The organism is Gilvimarinus sp. F26214L, assembly GCF_054401055.1.
In genome coordinates this window covers 1-17,463 of sequence record NZ_JBTIYG010000018.1, presented here as the reverse complement: position 1 = coordinate 17,463, position 17,463 = coordinate 1, and the positions used below count along the sequence as shown (strand labels likewise).

At 58.8% G+C, this 17,463-nt stretch carries 16 protein-coding genes and 1 pseudogene; 5 read left to right on the top strand and 12 right to left on the bottom strand.

Annotated features, from left to right (window positions below; all coding sequences use genetic code 11):
* Positions 1-41 precede the first annotated feature (41 nt).
* From ACURWW_RS15850 to ACURWW_RS15815, 8 genes are all read right to left on the bottom strand, one after another.
* Entirely contained in the window at positions 42-455 is a 414-nt protein-coding gene (locus ACURWW_RS15850) for a PadR family transcriptional regulator (RefSeq protein ID WP_445617908.1), read from the bottom strand.
* A gap of 70 nt (positions 456-525) precedes the next feature.
* Positions 526-1,086 (bottom strand): NADPH-dependent FMN reductase, encoded by a 561-nt coding sequence (locus ACURWW_RS15845; RefSeq protein ID WP_445617909.1) that lies wholly within the window; start codon positions 1,084-1,086, stop codon positions 526-528.
* A 190-nt stretch (positions 1,087-1,276) separates the two neighbouring features.
* Positions 1,277-2,347 (bottom strand): non-homologous end joining protein Ku, encoded by a 1,071-nt coding sequence (ku, locus tag ACURWW_RS15840; protein ID WP_445617910.1) that lies wholly within the window; start codon positions 2,345-2,347, stop codon positions 1,277-1,279.
* A complete protein-coding gene (gene ku, locus ACURWW_RS15835) occupies positions 2,340-3,119 on the bottom strand; it encodes a non-homologous end joining protein Ku (protein ID WP_445617911.1) in 780 nt (259 codons plus the stop codon). The genes ku (ACURWW_RS15840) and ku (ACURWW_RS15835) overlap by 8 nt, the downstream gene beginning before the upstream one ends.
* Positions 3,120-3,131: 12 nt before the next feature.
* Entirely contained in the window at positions 3,132-5,723 is a 2,592-nt protein-coding gene (ligD, locus tag ACURWW_RS15830; RefSeq protein ID WP_445617912.1) for a DNA ligase D, read from the bottom strand.
* Positions 5,724-5,992: 269 nt separating this feature from the next.
* On the bottom strand, positions 5,993-6,577 hold the full coding sequence (locus ACURWW_RS15825) for a hypothetical protein (protein WP_445617913.1): 585 nt from the start codon (positions 6,575-6,577) through the stop codon (positions 5,993-5,995).
* Between the two features lie 232 nt (positions 6,578-6,809).
* On the bottom strand, positions 6,810-7,316 hold the full coding sequence (locus ACURWW_RS15820) for a GFA family protein (RefSeq protein WP_445617914.1): 507 nt from the start codon (positions 7,314-7,316) through the stop codon (positions 6,810-6,812).
* 66 nt (positions 7,317-7,382) lie between these two features.
* A complete protein-coding gene (locus ACURWW_RS15815) occupies positions 7,383-7,763 on the bottom strand; it encodes a hypothetical protein (protein WP_445617915.1) in 381 nt (126 codons plus the stop codon).
* A gap of 474 nt (positions 7,764-8,237) precedes the next feature.
* Between ACURWW_RS15815 and ACURWW_RS15810 the strand changes: the two genes are divergently transcribed.
* A complete protein-coding gene (locus tag ACURWW_RS15810; RefSeq protein WP_458618513.1) occupies positions 8,238-9,329 on the top strand; it encodes a hypothetical protein in 1,092 nt (363 codons plus the stop codon).
* 90 nt (positions 9,330-9,419) lie between these two features.
* Here the strand turns inward: ACURWW_RS15810 and ACURWW_RS15805 are convergent, their stop codons facing one another.
* Positions 9,420-10,784, bottom strand: coding sequence for a MutS-related protein (locus ACURWW_RS15805; protein ID WP_445617917.1), 1,365 nt, complete (start codon positions 10,782-10,784; stop codon positions 9,420-9,422).
* A gap of 181 nt (positions 10,785-10,965) precedes the next feature.
* On the opposite strand from ACURWW_RS15805, the gene ACURWW_RS15800 reads away from it, so the two are divergent.
* From ACURWW_RS15800 to ACURWW_RS15790, 3 genes are read left to right on the top strand one after another with little or no spacing between them, the layout of a single operon-like run.
* Entirely contained in the window at positions 10,966-11,940 is a 975-nt protein-coding gene (locus ACURWW_RS15800; protein WP_445617918.1) for a formylglycine-generating enzyme family protein, read from the top strand.
* Positions 11,937-12,827: a hypothetical protein gene (locus ACURWW_RS15795; RefSeq protein ID WP_445617919.1), complete on the top strand. Its 891-nt coding sequence runs from the start codon at positions 11,937-11,939 to the stop codon at positions 12,825-12,827. Before ACURWW_RS15800 ends, ACURWW_RS15795 begins: the two co-directional genes overlap by 4 nt.
* Positions 12,828-12,831: 4 nt before the next feature.
* Complete coding sequence (locus ACURWW_RS15790; RefSeq protein WP_445617920.1) at positions 12,832-15,240, top strand: arylsulfatase; 2,409 nt, start codon at positions 12,832-12,834, stop codon at positions 15,238-15,240.
* Between the two features lie 62 nt (positions 15,241-15,302).
* Here the strand turns inward: ACURWW_RS15790 and ACURWW_RS15785 are convergent, their stop codons facing one another.
* Positions 15,303-15,791 carry a GNAT family N-acetyltransferase gene (locus ACURWW_RS15785; protein WP_458618514.1) on the bottom strand — a complete coding sequence of 163 codons (489 nt, stop codon included), beginning with the start codon at positions 15,789-15,791 and terminating at the stop codon, positions 15,303-15,305.
* A 92-nt stretch (positions 15,792-15,883) separates the two neighbouring features.
* Positions 15,884-16,396 (bottom strand): DUF6933 domain-containing protein, encoded by a 513-nt coding sequence (locus ACURWW_RS15780; RefSeq protein ID WP_445617922.1) that lies wholly within the window; start codon positions 16,394-16,396, stop codon positions 15,884-15,886.
* Between the two features lie 236 nt (positions 16,397-16,632).
* On the opposite strand from ACURWW_RS15780, the gene ACURWW_RS15775 reads away from it, so the two are divergent.
* Entirely contained in the window at positions 16,633-16,887 is a 255-nt protein-coding gene (locus tag ACURWW_RS15775) for a hypothetical protein (protein WP_445617923.1), read from the top strand.
* A gap of 119 nt (positions 16,888-17,006) precedes the next feature.
* Here ACURWW_RS15775 and ACURWW_RS15770 read toward each other — a convergent pair.
* Positions 17,007-17,249 (bottom strand): annotated as a pseudogene (locus ACURWW_RS15770) (acyltransferase family protein); the annotation flags it as partial.
* Positions 17,250-17,463 lie beyond the last annotated feature (214 nt).

Genomic DNA, 17,463 nt, shown 5'->3' with positions numbered 1-17,463 from the left:
TCCAATGCCTCGGCCCGCGAGGTATAAAGCCGAAAAAAATCTCAACAACAGTCGGCGGCGCCGCCCGTCTGCCCGGCGCGATCCCTGCTCGCGAGGATGCAATCAGTGGCCTCCAACCAGGCTCCCACGGCAACCTGGAACGCCTGCCGCCCTTTGTCGGTCAGGGAGTACACCTTGCGCGCGCGGCCCTGTACGGTTTCGGTTACTGCCGTCAGATAGCCGCCAGCCTCGAATTCGTTGAGCATGGGGTAAACCGTTCCCTCGGACGGGCTGCAGCAGCCATTGGTGGTTTTTGCCACCGCCTGCACCACTTCGTAACCATGCATGGGCTGGCGATGGAGGACGCTGAGCACAAAGAATTTGGACAACGACATCTTGATGGTGCCGCGCCAATAGCTGGGGTCGCTGTAATCCGGGGCCAATCGGCCGCCCGGTCGTGTGCTCGGTCTGCTCATGGAGGCGGAGATTATGCCTCGAGGTCCGATGTGTCAACCGGGGTGCCTTCCTGTGCGGGCCCCGGTTGCCTTACCCCTCCCTCACCGACTTCAACGCTCCGCTCCACGCCACCAGTTGATCCAGCATGGTGTCGGCCGCGTTCTGGTGGTAGTCCGCAGGTTTGAATTTGCTCATGTCCTCGAAGTCGGTAAACAGGGACAGCATGACCTGACTGCGCACCGTGGCAACCTGCAGCTCCGCCATGACCATGCGCAGTTGCTCGACCGCGCGAACTCCACCGGCGCTGCCGTAACTTACAAAACCCGCGGCCTTGTTGTTCCATTCGGCATAAATAAAGTCCAGGGCATTTTTCAGCGCGCCGGAGATCCCGTGGTTGTACTCAGGAGTGACAATCACAAAGCCGTCGAAGCTTTTAATCTTTTCCGCCCAGCGCTTGGTGTGAGGCTGGCTGTACTGGCCCATGGACGGCGGCACGGGCTCGTCCAGCAGGGGCAGGTCGAAGTCCCGGATGTCGACCAGCTCGAACTGCGCATCGCCGCGTTTGCCTGCCAGTTCGTGGAACCATTTGGCCACCGCCTCGCCATTGCGACCGGGGCGGGTGGAGCCGAGAATAATGGCGATGTTAAGCATGCTTGCCTCCTTGTCTTTGTGCTGGGCTCGCTGCCGCGCCCAGTCTGCTACTTGTATTGCGCGCGTGCAGTTTCCATTCCTCTGTGCGCTCGCTGTCGGCTCGACCTGATCTGCATACGGGTCTGGATGTGCACGCGGGTCCTGGTATGCACGCGGGTCCTGGTATGCACTCGGTGCTTGGGCCGAGGCTTCACCGGGCCTGTTCAATGGCCCGTAGCAAATCCTGTTTGGACATCTGACTTCGGCCCTGAATGTCCAGCTCCCTGGCCAGTTCGTACAGCTCGGCCTTGCTCGTGTCCGGGTCGATGGCCGGTTCGCGGCTGCGTTTGGTGGGGGTGTGCTTGGCCGCCGCCGCGCGTTTCGGTTTGGAGGGCTCCGTTTTTTTTCGGGCCCGTGGCCTGGTTCTGCTTTTTTCCGGGGCTGTGCTCTCTGCCGGCTCCGGCGTACTGGCGGCGAGACTTTGCTTGAGCACCTCCATAAGATCGATGACTTCAGCTCCGGTCTCTTCCTCTTCCGCAATCTCCGGCGCGTGCACTACATCCTGATCCGACTGAAGCTTCCGTTCCACCAGGGACAGCAGTTGCGCGCTGTAGTCGTCCGTGAGTTCGCGCCGTTCCAACTGATTACTCGCGAGTTTATCGATCGACTTCCGGATCTGCCGGACGTCGTCCTTCGCGGCCTTATCCAGCTCGGGCAGGCCCACGTCCGCGGGAGTGCGGAGCTCATCGTGAAAGCGCAGGGTCTCCGCGCGCAGAATGCCCCCCTCGGAAATGATGGCAATGAGGTACTCCTTGCCCCGCATCACAAAGGTCGCAATGCCGGCGCGCCCCGTGGTCTCCATGGTTTTGGCCAACAGGCGGTAAGCCTTGCTCGCGCCCTCGTCAGGCACCAGGAAGTAAGCGCGTTCGAAATACATGGGATCGATATCGCTCAGGGGCACAAAACGACGCAGATCGATCTCCCGGGATTTTTCCGGCGCAAGGGCTTCCAACTCGTCGTCGTCCACCTCGATGTAATGTTCCTTTTCGATCTCGAAGCCCCGCACCAGATCGTCGCGGCTCAATTCCTGTTCATCCCTGGAGCAGAAATACCGTCGCTGCAGCGGCGTACCGTCCTCGTCCAGCATGCGCAGGGACACTCGCCGCGGGCGGTTGGCGGTGTACAGGCTGACCGGCAGACTCACCAGACCAAAGGCAATGGTGCCCGACCAGAAAGAGCGGGCACCGCCGTTCTCCTCTTCGTAGTCGTAGTCCTCAGGCACGCTTCTTCTCCATGTCCAGGCTTGCTTGCAGGGCCTTGCTCAAATCCTCCGATGGCGCCGGCTTGCGGCGCGGGCGGAAGGTGGCCACTTTGCCGCCACTGGCCTTGGTCTGAATCAGCTCCACCACGCGCTCGCGGTACTCGTCCGTATATTCTTCCGGGGTGAAGTCGGCGGCGAGCATGTCGATGAGCTGTTGCGCCATATTCAATTCCCTGTCGTCCAGCTCGGCGCCGGATGGCGTTTCGATGGACTCGAGCGAGATCACTTCCTCCGCGCTGCGCAGGGCCATCAGCATCGGGTAACCCTGGTGCAACCGCAGCGCGCCGACGTAGGCCTTTTTGCGCATGGTCCAGCGGGCGAGACCTTCACGCCCGCTGTCTTCCAGCGCGCGCACCAGTGCGGCGTATTTACCCACGGAGCCGTCTGGCCCCAGATAGTAGGGCCGGCGGTACCAGCGGTGGTCGATGGCGCTGCCGGGGAAGAAGTGCAACACCTCAATATCCCGCGAAGCGTCCGGCTCCAATTGGTCCAGCTCGTCCTGGCTCAGCATGACCAGGTCCCCTTCCGGCGTTACATAGCCCCGGCGCACATTGTCGTAGGGCACAATCTCGTCTGTTTCCGGGTTGACCATGTGCTGCCGCACCGGCGCGTGGTCCCGGGCGTGCAGCAACCGAAAGTGCACGCTCCGGTCCTGTAGCGCCGAATACAGTTTCACGGGAATGCGAGCATCCCCCACGTGCAGCACCGCCTTCCACATGGCGCGAGCGGCCATTGGGATAACCTCCTACTTCAGCTCCACGCCCACTGCATTCAACATTGATGCCGTCAGCGGTTGCCGGGCGCGTTCAAAGTCCTTCCAGGGGTCATCCTTGAGCACAGCCAGGCGGCGGCGCAGGTTGCTGACGCTGTACCGGTCCGGACGCAGGGCGGGGCTCAGTTCGTCCCAGGTGATGGGCACGGCCACCGTCGCACCCGGCCGGGCCCGCGTGGAGTAGGAGGCTATTGCCGTTGCGCCGCGCCCATTGCGAAGGTAGTCGAGAAATACCCGCCCCTGGCGCCGAGCCTTTGACATGACTGCGGTAACCCGCTGCCGGTCTTCGCGCGCGTGTTGTTTCGCCACCCCCTGGCAGAATGCCTTGATCGTATCCCACCCGTAATCCGGCACAATGGGCACCACCAGATGCAGCCCCTTGCCGCCCGTGGTGCGAGGGAAGGTCGCCAGCCCGAGGTCGTGAAGACGGTCGCGCAGATCGCGGGCGACGCGCAACAGCTCGGAATAGCGCAGGTCGGGCGCCGGGTCCAGGTCGAACACCAGGTTGTCCGGTCGTTCCACGTCCTCCACGCGGCTGCCCCATATGTGCAACTCGAGCGCGCCGATCTGCACCAGGGCAATCACGTGGCCGATGGTCTTCACGTACAGATACGGTGAGGGCTTTTTCTTTTCATCGATCATGACCCGGGGCACGTTCCGGGAGATCGTTTGCCGGGGGTGCTTCTGAAAAAAACATTCCTCCGTGTATCCGGAGGGGCAACGCACCAGTGACAGGGGGCGGTGGGCAAGGTGTGGCAGCAGCCACTGTTCGATCGAAACGTAGTATTCCGCCAGATCCAGCTTGGTAATGCCTTCTTCCGGGTAGAGCACCCGGTCCGGATTGGTCAGCCGCACCCCGGCGACTTCCGCCTCGTTGGCGCGCCTGCGTGGCTTCGGTGTGGTGTGCGTACCCCGGGAGGTTTTTGCGGCCTGGGAAACGGCTGAGCCAGCCAACGCGTTGGCCTCGGAAGGGTCGGGCAATTGAATCTCCCGCGGGTTTTTGTCCTCCCGCAGGCCCTGAAAGGACGGATGACGCAACACACCGTCGCGGGTCCACTCGGTAAATTCAATCTCCGCGACCAGCTCCGGCGTGACCCAGTGAATCCCTTTTTCATTTGGCGGGTTGGTCAGCAGGCTCTCTGTGATCTCCAGTTTTTTCAAGCGCGAATGGAGGTCGCGAAGATCCCGCTGGCTGAAACCCGTGCCCACCTTGCCCGCGTACACCAGCTTTTTATTCTTCCAGCCGGCGAGCAACAAAGCTCCGAACCCGCTGCGCGAGCCACCCGGTTCGGTGTAACCGCAGATCAGCAACTCCTCCCGGGCACTGCATTTTACCTTCAGCCAGTTGCGGCTGCGCCCGGCTCTGTATTGGCTGCCGGCTTTTTTGCTGATGATGCCCTCCAGACCCAGGCGACAGGCCTGCTCCAGAAATGCGGGGCCCTGTCCCTGGATGTGGGCGCTAAAGCGCACATTGGCGCTCCCGGTAAAGCCGGAGGCGGTCAACAGCGCTTCCAGCGCTTGCTTGCGTTCTTGCAGCGGGGCGGAGCGGAGGGAATATCCATTCAGGTGCAGCAGGTCAAAAGCCTGGTATATCAGAGCGTGGGTGGTTTCGCTGGCAAGTGCTTCCTGCAAGCTGTGAAAACTGGACACCCCATCCGCGCCGAGGGCCACCACCTCGCCGTCCAATACGGCTGCGTCGCAAGCGAGCTTCGACAGCAGCTTGGCAAGTTCGGGAAAACGTCGCGTCCAGTCTTTGTGGTTGCGGCTGATGAGTTTGATTTTGCCGCTCTCAATTCGGCTGAGAATCCGGTATCCGTCGAACTTGATCTCATGCAGCCACTGGTCCCCGTCCGGCGCCTGAGCCGCCAGAGTGGCAAGAGCGGCGTCCGGTTTGCGCGGGAGCGCTTCTTTCTTGCTGTTCTTGATTTCCGCTGGATCCGGGGCGACTCTCTGCGCTTCGCTGGCTTCACCGCCCTGCGTCCAGGTCCGGTCCTTGTCTCTGGCGATCTGCTCCATGCTTCGACCAGTGGCAACGCTCAGATCCGTAAGCTGCGACTGCCCCTGGGCATTGTCGTGGCGTTTGATCAGCAGCCAGTTGTCCCCGTCCCTCGAGCGGCCGGAGCTGCGCACCAGCGTCCAGGCGCCGCGCAGCTTTTCCCCGTCCAGAACAAAGTCGATGCGGTCTTCGGACTTCCTGCGCTTTTTGCTCTTCGACTGCGGGAGCGCCGCCCATTGGCCCCGGTCCCAGAGCATGACCGTACCCCCGCCGTACTGGCTCCGGGGAATCACCCCCTCGAAATCCCCGTACTCCAGCGGGTGGTCCTCCACCTTTACGGCCAGCCGCTTCTCACCCGGCTCCAGGCTCGGACCTTTGGGCACCGCCCAGCTCTTGAACACACCGCCTTGTTCCAGGCGCAGGTCGTAGTGGAGGTTTCGGGCCGCATGCTTGTGAATAACAAATCGTCCGCCCGGCTGACCTTCGGTATCAATCGGCGGAAGCTGCCCTGCGGGCTCGGGCGTTTTAGCAAAGTTGCGCTTGCGCTTGTATTCCTCCAGACCCTGCATCCGACGCTGGAAGCCTCCCCGGTCAGCCTGTGCATGCCTGAGGTGTAGCAACCTTCGCGCCGGGGACGGGTATGTGGTGGAGTGTGTGCTGAGAGGATCGATGGCTAGCGGCCCTGAGGGGGCGCTGCATAGGAGCGGCATCGGCGCTTATGGTATGCGCCCCTTGGTGTAGCGGCCGTTTGGCACTGGCGGACGCCCGTGCCGATGAGATCAGCGGCGCACTGCAAACCGCAGTGCGCCCGGTTCGGACTTGGTGATCTTGTCAGAACCTACTTTGATGTCAGGCGATTTGAACTGACATCGTTAATGAAATTCTCGAGAATGACATCGATCGACTGTTTCGTGGATTTCAAGGTGGCATTCTTCATACCGAACGGACCGGCAGCCCACATCTGACCGCCTTGAGATCGACCTTCGGACTGATAGGTTTTGTTGAACACTTCCGTGCCTGAATTCTTGACCTTGATGTTCAAGGTAGTAAATGCCCTGTAGTTCTTGAACTCGAAATCTTCCAGCTCGAACTCGATCAAATTTCCACTCTCTCCATCACCTTTTTCGAGTTTCCCGAATGCGGATTGGACATAGTCGGCGTTAACCGTTTTATCGAGTATCTTCCCAAACTCAACAATCCACACGTGAGCATACCCAACCGTGGCGGCTCGGAACTGATAGCTGTGCTCCATTGTGTCAGCGCCAATCGAATAGCCTGCTTCCATCTCCGCCCTGGGAAGAGTGGTCTCAGCGCCGTACTTCTCCAGATGTTGGTCATAATCCTGGGCGACCGGGTGGTTGATCGAGCATCCTGTTGCGAGCGCGGTGAGCAGAAGTAGTAAAACTGAAAATCTTATTCTCATTGTATATCCTTGCTTTATTATCATTTTGGTGTCCTGCCCGAACAAAGCTGTCTCCCTGAAACCAGGGACCGGTCGAGCGAGGGCATTGAGTTTACAAGCTCCCCACGCTCCCGCCAAGCAGCGGGTGAACGCCTGAAGGCTTCCGAAACTTAACAATGCCCCTACCGAAAGCCGCTGGTTCGCGCCCCGTTGTTACGCTTTACGCTGGCAGCGACATGCGCTACCTCAGAAATCATCGGCCAATCAGCATACCGATTCTTGCCGCCATGAGCTTTGAAATAAAGCGCAAGGGGTACGACTTGTATTCAGGCAGCTTAGTTGCAACAGGGTCTTTGTTCGACCTGTACCGGGTTTGAATGCGAAGCTCTATTGGTGGCGCGTCATCATCGAATCTGGTCCGGTAGACGGAGACCCAGTGCCCCTTCTTGAAATCGAGAAACATGGCAGAATTACAGCATGTTGCGACGACTCTTCGCGTGGGGGAATCGTCCTTGATCCGATAGTCGCGGAGGAGGTCACTCCCCTTTGAGCATTGCATGCGATCTTTTCGGAAAAGAAGTACATCGGTTCCACCATCTGCACTCATGATCGGAGAGGCGCTCGGCAGGGATTCAAGCTGGCGCGCGCCTTCCTGGCAGTCATCACAGTAACAGGCAGCTCCCAGGATGGGCTCACCGGCCAGCTCAATCTGAACGTCTCCACAGGCGCATTGAGCAATCGTGTAATTCGTACTTGGCATCAGTGATCCTTTCTAGTTGGCGAGCAGACAATATGGGGCCTTACCGAAACGAACTAAACTGACTGTTTAACTTTGGTAGCGACCGATGGCATAGATGGCCCCTGCTGCAATGAGCGCGACGATGGCGATGACGTCTGCAAAGACGACCTTGAGAACGGACTCATTGTACCCACCAACTGACCATGCAATAGCGATGAAGGACACAACGCTCACAAAGCCTGCAATGATTGCCAGGGGCTGCAGGGATGGTTGAAAAGCCGCGTAGACCAGAAACAGGCCAAGCAAACCAAACAGCACGGCCCGGTGGCGCATCAGGATTTCAATATTGGCCTCGCCCAGCGAAACACCATACAAGGCGGCAAGACGCTCCACGCCCAGAACGCCGGAAACGGGCAAGAGATGAATGATGCCTACGAGCACCAGCAAGCCAGTGACAACTTTCTCCATGTTTTTTTGCTTCTCCTGAAGTTGGCAGTTCAAGTATTGGTGCAATGCCCAAGGCTGTGCCCATTGCGTGACCGAAATATTAGTGGCTGGGCTTCGTACGCGGCAAGCCTAATAGTGACTGATACCAGTCAAAGCTGCGAGCCACATCGGTAACGCCAATAATTGTCCATGTTCGTCTCATGACTTGGTCCTTTTTTCTGAGGTTCAGGCAGCCGTCGCTATGAATGGCGCCCTGTTTATCAGCGCAGACCCCTCATGGCGATCGGCCTCTTTGGCTGGATACTGAGGGGCGGTTGGCATCGCAAGTTGATGTCAGAAGGCTCCAGGTGCGAATTGTATATCCATCCTGCCTTCCCCTGAGAGGCTTGCAAACGTCTATGGATACCAGGCAACAAAACTTAACCAAGGGAAACCTTGTGCAGTGTGACGGCGTGTTTTAGCCTCCGGCGACCATTCAGTTCTCCGGAGGCAATGATGCCCATCAATCGCTCGTCCATCGATTACCACCCCAGAAACTCCGCAATCCGCAGCGTCGCGAAGGCGGTTGCAAGTCGACGTTTCGGTTTCGGCATCATTCTCTGTCTGGGGCTGCTGCCAGTGGCTTCTTTCGCTGCTGACGGGGAATGGCAGGTGCCCAAGACCGCCTTCGGCCACCCCGATCTTCAGGGGACTTGGACCAACGCTACGATGACCCCGCTTGAACGCCCGGAGCGGTATGGTGATCAATTGGTTCTGACGCCGGAGATGGGGAAAAAGATGGAGGAAAACAGTCCCTTTGCGCGCTTGAAGGAATTCGACTCACGGCCCACGGACCCCGACGCCCCGCCGCCGGCTGCCGGGGCTGGGGTGGGTGGATACAACGCGTTCTGGATGGATCCGGGTACCCGAATTGTCCAGGTCGACGGTGAGTATCGCACGTCCATCATCTCGTCGCCGAAAAATGGCCGGATACCGTATACCGATGACGCTCGCAAACACCTCAGGGAGACTTTTGGGCGGCGCACCAGCGAGATCGGCTATGACGGACCGGAAACGCGTGGCCTCGGCGAACGCTGCCTCGTGGGCTTCGGCTCCACCGGTGGACCGCCGATGCTCCCCGTGCTTTACAACAACCACTACCAGATTGTGCAAACGCCCGATCACGTCATGATCCTGGTGGAGATGGACCACGACGCCCGCATCATACGTTTGAACAGCGAACACCGAGCGCCGGAACTCCACCCCTGGTTGGGAGATTCCGTCGGCCACTGGGAGGGCGATACTCTGGTGGTGGAAACCGTGAATATCCATCCCACTCAGGAGATCCGTGCGTCCCGGTCCGACTATGCGATCTACATTCCGCCCGCCGCCACCGTGACCGAGCGCTTTACACGAACGGGGCCCAACAGCATCTTGTACCAGTTCACTGTCGAAGACGATGAGGCGTACACCGAGTCCTGGACCGGCGAAATGCCCATGTACACCGTAGACAAGCCGATATACGAGTACGCCTGTCACGAAGGCAACTACTCGCTGCCCGGTATTCTCGCTGGCGCCCGCCAGGAAGAGCGAGAGGGCAAGCGATAAAAGGCACTTGAGCCCGTAGAGCGTGGGTGTGGGAATCGCTGATCGAGGACCCACCCACTCCTGCCCGCCTATCGGTCCAAACTCTGCTTGTTACTGGTCGAGCAGATCAAAAACCCCTTCTTCCCTCAAAACACGCATGCCGATCCGCTGGGTAGTCACCCCAGGGCGCAGTCGGTAGTCGAAGCGCAAACGCTCCTCCGATTCTATGGCGGCAAAACACCGAAAGTCGATTGGGCCTTGCAGTTGCTCCGCCAACTCTATCTGATGTGAGGAAAACATGAACAACAGGTTACTCATTGCCGAGAATCGGCTCAGGATACCCAACGAGGCTTCGAGCGTATCCTTGACGTTCGTCCCCTTGAACGGCTCATCCATTATTGTGACAACTCGATAACCGGCTATGACCGCTTCTACTACATCCTTGACCCGCAATGCTTCGGCACGAAAATAACTTACGCCACGGTGCAGGTTATCGGATAGGGATATTGAACTAATGAGTTGCTGTACGGGTACAAAACAGTAGCGAGTCGCTGGCACACCCATCCCCAAGTGAGCCAGATAAAGGGTCGTCGCGAAAGCGCGTAGATAGGTAGTCTTACCGGCCATGTTCGGCCCGGTCAAAAACACACCTCGATATTGTTGATTGAGGTTGACGGGATTAGCCACCGCATCCGGCACGTAAGGGTGCACCAGGCCCTCGGCATTAACCTCCATCTCACCTTCTTTCACGGTTGGAAGGATGAAATCGTGCTTTTGGGTACAGTCCGCCATTGCTATGAGAGCGTCTACCTCATAGACAAGACACAATAGCCGGGAAATCCGATGCGCTTCGGTCACACGAAACAACTGGTCCAGGCGCAACACCTGCCAGAAATTCCGCTGACTCCTGCCCGGAAATTCATCACCGACTTCAGATAACCTTCCAGCGAAGAGTAAGGCTTTTGCCTCTTCCAGCAAAGGCGCCAGCTCGCCCTTCGGCGATGCCAAACCAGGCTGATCCAGAAAGCAGCAGAGCGTGTTGATCAGCCTTTGCGTTAGATGTACACCCCTCGTTATGGTGTAGAAGTGGTTGGTGTCGTTCACATAAAGGGATGCTGCCTGGAACGTAAACTCAAAAACATTCGTCGCAGCGATAACCGGAACGGCCGCGTGCATGTAGGTATCGATGGTGCCAGTCACATACCTCAAGCCAGGTTCATGCACTATGTCAAACAGCGTCCTGTTCTCAATGATGTAGGCTACGGAACATTGGGTATCACGAATCTGGCAAGCCTTGGCCCATGGATGGCGCATACGCTTTTCAAGTACCGCCTCGCCGCCTTTGGTTCGCGTTAGATTGCAAAACTCAAAAACGCTTTTCCCTTCCTCGGATTCAAAAATCTCCAGTTCCAGGAACGTGTGCGCATCGATACCCAAAAAATCAGAACAGTTGTTATTGGTTATGGGTCTGTCCATAGGAGTAATCCCGGGCCGAGTTTGATGAGCCTGCCGCTTCACCTCACGCTGCATACTTACATGTTACACATCCACGCTCAAGTCAACGTCCGTAGCTGGGATGGAACTTGTTTGTGTGTCGAAGAGCCATCTTTGGCCCCAATCGTGCTCCCTATCGGTCCCATAGTCAGGGGGCGGGATCATGGAACTGCTTGGCTCAACGATCGGCTGCGTTTCGCCTTTGCACTCGGATATGGTCCGGATCCCGGGCGGGGTTTTTCGCATGGGTTCCGACCGCCATTACCCGGAGGAGGCGCCAGCCCATCACGTTCAGGTGGACGGTTTCTGGATGGACCGCGCGCCGGTCACCAACGCTCAGTTCCGGGACTTTGTGGAGGCCACTGGCCACACAACTTTTGCTGAACTGCCGCCGCGCCCGGAGGATTACCCCGGCGCGCCGGTTGAGCTGTTGCGGCCCGGTTCCCTGGTGTTTTTCAAGCCGCCGGGCCCGGTAGACCTGCGGGATGTCCGCAACTGGTGGCGCTACGTTCCCGGCGCGAACTGGCGCCATCCCTATGGACCCGAGAGCAACCTTGCCGACCTGGATGAACACCCGGTTGTGCACGTTACTTACGCGGACGCCGAGGCCTATGCGGACTGGGCGGGCAAGGCGCTGCCGACTGAGGCCGAATGGGAATGGGCGGCACGGGGCGGACTCACGGATGCCGAGTACGCTTGGGGCGACGCCCTTTCGCCCGGCGGGAGAGCGATGGCCAACACCTGGCAGGGCCGCTTCCCCTGGGAGAATCTTTTGGAGGATGGGTACGAGGGCACGTCCCCGACCGGCGCCTTTCCGCCGAACGGGTATGGGCTCAGCGACATGATCGGCAACGTGTGGGAATGGACTGCCGACTGGTACCGGCCCCGGCATCCTGGCGAAGCCCCCAAGGCCTGCTGTATCCCGCGCAACCCCCGCGGTGGAGAGTCGGTGGCAAGCTGCCATCCGGCCGAGCCCGGTATTCCCCGCAAGGTCCTCAAGGGCGGCTCGCACTTGTGCGCTCCCAATTACTGCCGACGCTACCGGCCAGCGGCGCGCTACCCGGAGCCCATCGATACCAGCACCTGCCACGTCGGCTTTCGGTGTGTGCGCCGGGCGGTCGTGCCGGAGTCGCTATGAACGACTTTTTCCCGGCGCTCCTGAATGCATCGGTTGTGGTGTTTGCGGTGAGCAGCATGATTGCGGCGGGCGCGGGCAACCGGCTGGCGGATGTCCTGCAACCCCTGCGCAACCTCAGCGCTTTGCTGCGGGCCATCGTCGCCAATTTTGTATTGGTGCCACTGCTGGCGGTCGTTGTGTTGCGTCTGCTCGATGTCTCCCAACCGATCGCCATCGGTTTGTTTCTGGTCGCGACTGCCGCGGGGGCACCTTTTCTGATCAAGCTGGCTGCCGTAGCCGCGACCGACCTGGCCCTGAGCACCACGCTGCTGCTGGTGCTGTTGCCGGTAACCATCGTCTACATGCCAATCGTTGTTCCACTCGCGCTCCCCGCGGCGGACGTGAGCGCCATTGCGATAGCTCGTCCATTGCTGCTGACCATGCTGGTGCCTCTGGCGCTGGGCTTGCTGCTACGCGTGTACGCTGAAGCCTGGGCACTGCGCGCGCAGGCGCTGCTGGCCATGGTCTCCACTCTGGCTCTGGTCGTGTTGATTGTCGCCACGGTAGCGGCCAACCTGTCGGGCATTCTGGCAGTGTTCAGAACCAGCGCCATTGTGGCGATCGTGATTGTGATCGGCGGGGCTTTTGTAATTGGCTTTTTGCTGGGCGGGCCCACCGTGCGGGGGCGTGAGGTGCTGGGGCTGGGCACCTCCCAGCGCAACATTGCCGCCGCTACGGTGGTGGCGACCCAGGCTGTCGGCCACCCGAACACCGTCACCATGGTCGTCGTCAGCTCTCTGGTTGGCTTCGCCATTTTGTTTCCGGTGGCCTGGCTTTTGAGCCGGACCCCCGCCGAACCAGCCGGCAATGAGAACACATCAGTCGGGCGGCGCCCGGACAGGGAGTAATCACGTGCACTGGCTAAAGAGCGTCATTGTCAGTGCCGACCACCAGCATCAGGAGGACCACATGGACGTAAAGGAATATCACCCGGGCGAGCCCTTTCCAGGCATCATCGGGCGTACCCCCGAGCAGTCTGAGCCGGCGTGGCCGGCACTGCGACGGGCGAGGGAGGGGGCGCCCAACGTTCTGTTCATCGTCCTCGATGACATGGGCTACGGCCAGCTGGGTTGCTACGGTTCCCCCATTCGCACGCCCAACATGGACCGCCTGGCCGAACAGGGGCTCAGGTACAGCAACTACCACACTCCGGCCCTGTGTTCGCCCACCCGCAGCTGTTTGCTGACCGGGCGCAACCACCACTCCAATGGCGTTGCCGCCGTGATCGATATGTCCACCGGGTTCCCCGGCTCCAACGGCATTATTCCCTTCGAGAACGGCTTCCTGTCCGAAATCCTGCGCATGCACGGCTACAACACCTACGCCCTGGGCAAGTGGCACCTCACATCCTTCGAGCAGTGCAGCGCCGCCGGCCCCTATGATCGGTGGCCGCTGGGCCGGGGCTTTGAGCGGTATTATGGCTTCCTCCGTGGCGACACCCACCAGTACTACCCGGATCTCGTTCACGACAACCATCAGGTGGACCCGCCGCGCACACCCGAACAGGGCTACCACCTCACCGAGGACATGGCGGACCGCGCCATCCAATTTGTGGACGAAGCCAGGCAGGCGGCGCCGGACAAACCCTTCTTCCTCTACTTCGCAACCGGCGCCATGCACGCCCCCCATCACGTACCAAAACAATGGGCCGACCGCTATCGGGGACAGTTTGACGAGGGGTGGGGCATTTACCGGGAGACAACTTTCCAGCGCCAGAAGGAACTGGGGCTGTTTCCGGCCGATGCGCAACTGTCCCGCCACGACCCCGACGTGCAGGACTGGAACGCACTGTCGCCCGAGGAGCGGCGCCTGTACGCCCGCATGATGGAGGTGTACGCAGGATTTCTCGAACACACCGACCACCACATCGGCCGCGTGCTGGACCACCTGCAAGAGCGGGGCGAGTTGGACAATACCCTGGTGATGCTGGTCTCCGACAACGGCGCCAGTGCCGAGGGCGGGGTGAGCGGCTCCACGAATGAGAACAAGTTCTTCAACAACGTGCCCGACTCGCTCGAAGAAAACCTCAAGGTGATGGACGAACTGGGCAGCCCCAAGCACTTCAACCACTACCCGCGGGGTTGGGCCTTCGCCGGGGACACACCCTTCCGCCGCTGGAAGCGGGAGACCTATCAGGGCGGGACGTCGGACCCTTTGATCGTGCACTGGCCCGCCGGATTCAAGTCCCGGGGCGAAGTACGCCATCAGTATGTCCACGCCATCGACCTCATGCCGACGGTGCTGGACGCCCTCGACATTCAGCCACCACAAAAACTCCACGGGGTTACCCAGGCGCCCATCGAGGGCCTAAGTTTCACCAACAGTTTTGACGCAGAGGGCGCTGAGTCCCGGCGTAGAACCCAGTACTTCGAAACCCTGGGGCACCGGTCCATCTACCACAACGGCTGGAAGGCAGTCTGCCCGGTACCCGCACCGTCTTATAGCGAGGCACCGCCGGAGGGCCTGACTATCACCGAAGAGACCCTGCGCCGGCTGGACGCCGAGAGCTGGGAGCTCTACCACGTGGCCGAGGACCCCACCGAGACCAGGAACCTGGCCGAGAGCCACCGCGACAAACTGATCGAGATGATCGCGATCTGGTATGTGGAAGCAGGCAAGTACCAGGTTCTGCCCCTGGACAACCGGGTAGTGGAGCGCATGACGGCCGAGCGGCCAACACATGCGGCCCCTACCGAGCACTACGTCTACTACCAGGGCACCGGCCAGGTGCCCTCCGAGGTGGCCGTCAATGTACTCAACCGCCCCCACCGGATCACCGCCCGGGTGGCAATTCCCTCCGGCGGGGCCGAGGGGGTTCTGCTGTCCCATGGTGGTAACACTGGCGGCTACTCCCTGTACATCAAGGACCGCAAGCTCCACTACGTCCATAACTATGTGGGCGCCCAGGAGATTCATCTGGAGTCCACCGAGCCGGTGCCCGAGGGCACTGTCAAACTGTCATACGATTTTCAGCCGTCCGCCGAACCCGACATAGCCCAGGGCAAGGGCAGCCCCGGCACAGGCAAGCTCTACATTGCCGACAAGCTGGTGGCCGAACGGGAGATCCCGGTAACTGTGCCCCTGTCGTTCAGTCTGAGCGAAGGGCTGAGCTGCGGTCGCGACTCCGGCGCGCCGGTTACCGAGGATTACCGACCGCCGTTTGCGTTCAGCGGTCTAATCGACGAGTTGGAGGTGGAAGTGGGCGGCTGGATGCGGGAGGACGTTGCAGCCCGCACGCGGCAGGTGTTGGCGAGGGAGTAGGTTGGCGCCGGTCGGCGCACATGGTTCTAGGCCGCACTCGTTTCATCCGCTGCTTGCGGTTATTAAACCAAAGTCCGCTCATACTCGACACATGTCACGAGACGGCCTGCGACCATGGCATGATTAGCGTGTTCGGTGGTGGGCTCGAATCCGTTCTTAAGTAACACCTGTTGAGAAGGCCTATTCTCCAAGGAAACAAACGCTACCACCGATCTGACGTTCAACGCCTGCGCTCGCTTTAGCGCATGCATCACCCCGAAGGTTGCGACGCCTCTTCCAGCACTATTCTTTGCCACACGGTAGCCTAATCTGGCTTTCGTTAAATCATCAATCTTCGTGAGATTAACGCGCCCTAGGATTTTCCCGTTCTCCTCTATAATCCCCGGGAACGCTGCGTTTGCATCGGCGGCTCTAAGCAGTTCGTCGACATGACGCGCTACGCTGCAGCGAGAATAGAAACCCCTCGGCCTCGCTCCGATATGTTCTTCGAACCATAATCTGTTGGATTCCTCAAACACCAACAACGACTCGACGTCGTCCTGGCAAAGCATCCGTACACGCATAAGCTTATGGCTCGCAGCAACCGCTGCTTTGCAGTGTAGCCAAAGGCGGAACGGAAAAGTCCACGGTTTGCCTGCGATTGTTACGAATGTTGTGCAACGTTAGTTACAGCCTCTATAGAATACTTCCACCCAATATTCTTCTGCGGCATACGGTTCAACTGGTTAATTATCGCGCCAACATCTGCATGTTCCAAGCCGCCGTTCTCGGAAATCAAGATCTGATAGTGCCAGACAAGGTCGTTCATATTGCCAAGCACCTTCTTGCTGCTGGTCTTTGAGTATGTGATATTCTCAAGCCCGCTCATCAGATATTCGATTTCCCTCGGGCTAAAACCGTCCGTGACCAGCAGTTGATTTAGTCCCCGACGGAACGCCTTCGGCAGCTCTTTATAGTGTTCTGCCCTTACTCCGAAAAGAATAAAAGAGTACAACGTATGATCGTTCACGAAAACAAGAACCTTTCTTCTGTTTTGATTGAACAAGTTTACCGTCCAGCTTCCCAATCCAGACTGATTGTCGTCAATATCCGATAGCTCAGATGCCCTTACTCCTGCGGCCTTTTGAACTTTTTGCGTGAGACGAAGCTGATTCATAAATTATGCATAACTCCCCGATTGCCGCACAGCATAGGCTCCGAGGCCTTTTATCAAGGTCGATTCGTGCTGTGTCGGACAACATTAGATTGTTGAGCATGGGTTGGCAATACTTGCGATTCATGGCGTGTGCGACTTAGCGGTGACTGGGCTGAAGGAGCGCTCGATTCCGAGCGAACGATAACGCTGGTTCTTCTATCATTCTCCAAGATATAGTCGCAATCAAGAACGTCAACATGAAAACGGCGGGTACATATATCAACTGGGCGTGTATACATTATTGCAGCGTGGTACGAGACGCGGCCATTGAAGAACAATGTGACCAAGAAGAAGCCGATGCCGCTGAGAACCAGAAGATCAGACAGCTTACTGAGCGTTCTTTTATCAATGCGCGACTGCAAAGCCAAAGCGACCAGCGCGCCAATCGCCAGGCTATCCATCCGAGCAAACGTAAGCGTATAAATGACGGAGATATGGGGCTCAGATCCTGAAAGAATCAAACGAACAGCGAGGGCCACCACTATGGCAAGGAGGCAACATATGGTAAGTGCCTTGTGAGAAAGCCAGCCGGCGAAGATTGGCCAGATCATATAAAACTGCCATTCGACTGCTAGCGTCCATAGGTGGCCGCTATAGAAAAGGGGAATGATATCAACCAACCTGTTTTGGTGCGCGCAGTCAAGATAATACGTGTAATCAAATATCCGGACAAAACGAAGAAAAGATCTACACCCGCCCAGCCGAAATCAAGTAACACCAACAACAGCTTGGAAATCGGAGACTCAGTTTGATTTGGCCCGAGGATGGAGCTGTGGAACAGTATCACTCCCAGGATCGCTATACCTCTTAGTCCATCGAGGGCCGAATCTCTTTACCAACCAGTATCGTTAATTATTTGCATTATTATTCAACGAACCTCATGGGCTGGCGGATTGGCTAGCCTAACGCAGCCAGTAAGCGCGCTGTCTTTTAGCGTCGCCCTTGGCTGGCCTTGTTGAACGAAGCCGCTCCGCGGCAAAGCACAATACTGTTCAATTGAAGATAATTCCCCTACGTGCTCAAGCCCG

Excerpts from the sequence above, each read along its gene's own strand:
- ACURWW_RS15825 (WP_445617913.1), bottom strand. The coding sequence starts at position 6,577 with ATGAGAATAAGATTTTCAGTTTTACTACTTCTGCTCACCGCGCTCGCA.
- ACURWW_RS15850 (WP_445617908.1), bottom strand. The coding sequence starts at position 455 with ATGAGCAGACCGAGCACACGACCGGGCGGCCGATTGGCCCCGGATTAC.
- ACURWW_RS15810 (WP_458618513.1), top strand. The coding sequence starts at position 8,238 with ATGCCCATCAATCGCTCGTCCATCGATTACCACCCCAGAAACTCCGCA.
- ligD (WP_445617912.1), bottom strand. The coding sequence starts at position 5,723 with ATGCAGGGTCTGGAGGAATACAAGCGCAAGCGCAACTTTGCTAAAACG.
- ku (WP_445617911.1), bottom strand. The coding sequence starts at position 3,119 with ATGGCCGCTCGCGCCATGTGGAAGGCGGTGCTGCACGTGGGGGATGCT.
- ACURWW_RS15845 (WP_445617909.1), bottom strand. The coding sequence starts at position 1,086 with ATGCTTAACATCGCCATTATTCTCGGCTCCACCCGCCCCGGTCGCAAT.
- ACURWW_RS15820 (WP_445617914.1), bottom strand. The coding sequence starts at position 7,316 with ATGCCAAGTACGAATTACACGATTGCTCAATGCGCCTGTGGAGACGTT.
- ACURWW_RS15795 (WP_445617919.1), top strand. The coding sequence starts at position 11,937 with ATGAACGACTTTTTCCCGGCGCTCCTGAATGCATCGGTTGTGGTGTTT.
- ACURWW_RS15780 (WP_445617922.1), bottom strand. The coding sequence starts at position 16,396 with ATGAATCAGCTTCGTCTCACGCAAAAAGTTCAAAAGGCCGCAGGAGTA.
- ACURWW_RS15805 (WP_445617917.1), bottom strand. The coding sequence starts at position 10,784 with ATGGACAGACCCATAACCAATAACAACTGTTCTGATTTTTTGGGTATC.
- ACURWW_RS15775 (WP_445617923.1), top strand. The coding sequence starts at position 16,633 with ATGAAAACGGCGGGTACATATATCAACTGGGCGTGTATACATTATTGC.
- ACURWW_RS15815 (WP_445617915.1), bottom strand. The coding sequence starts at position 7,763 with ATGGAGAAAGTTGTCACTGGCTTGCTGGTGCTCGTAGGCATCATTCAT.
- ACURWW_RS15785 (WP_458618514.1), bottom strand. The coding sequence starts at position 15,791 with ATGCTTTGCCAGGACGACGTCGAGTCGTTGTTGGTGTTTGAGGAATCC.
- ACURWW_RS15800 (WP_445617918.1), top strand. The coding sequence starts at position 10,966 with ATGGAACTGCTTGGCTCAACGATCGGCTGCGTTTCGCCTTTGCACTCG.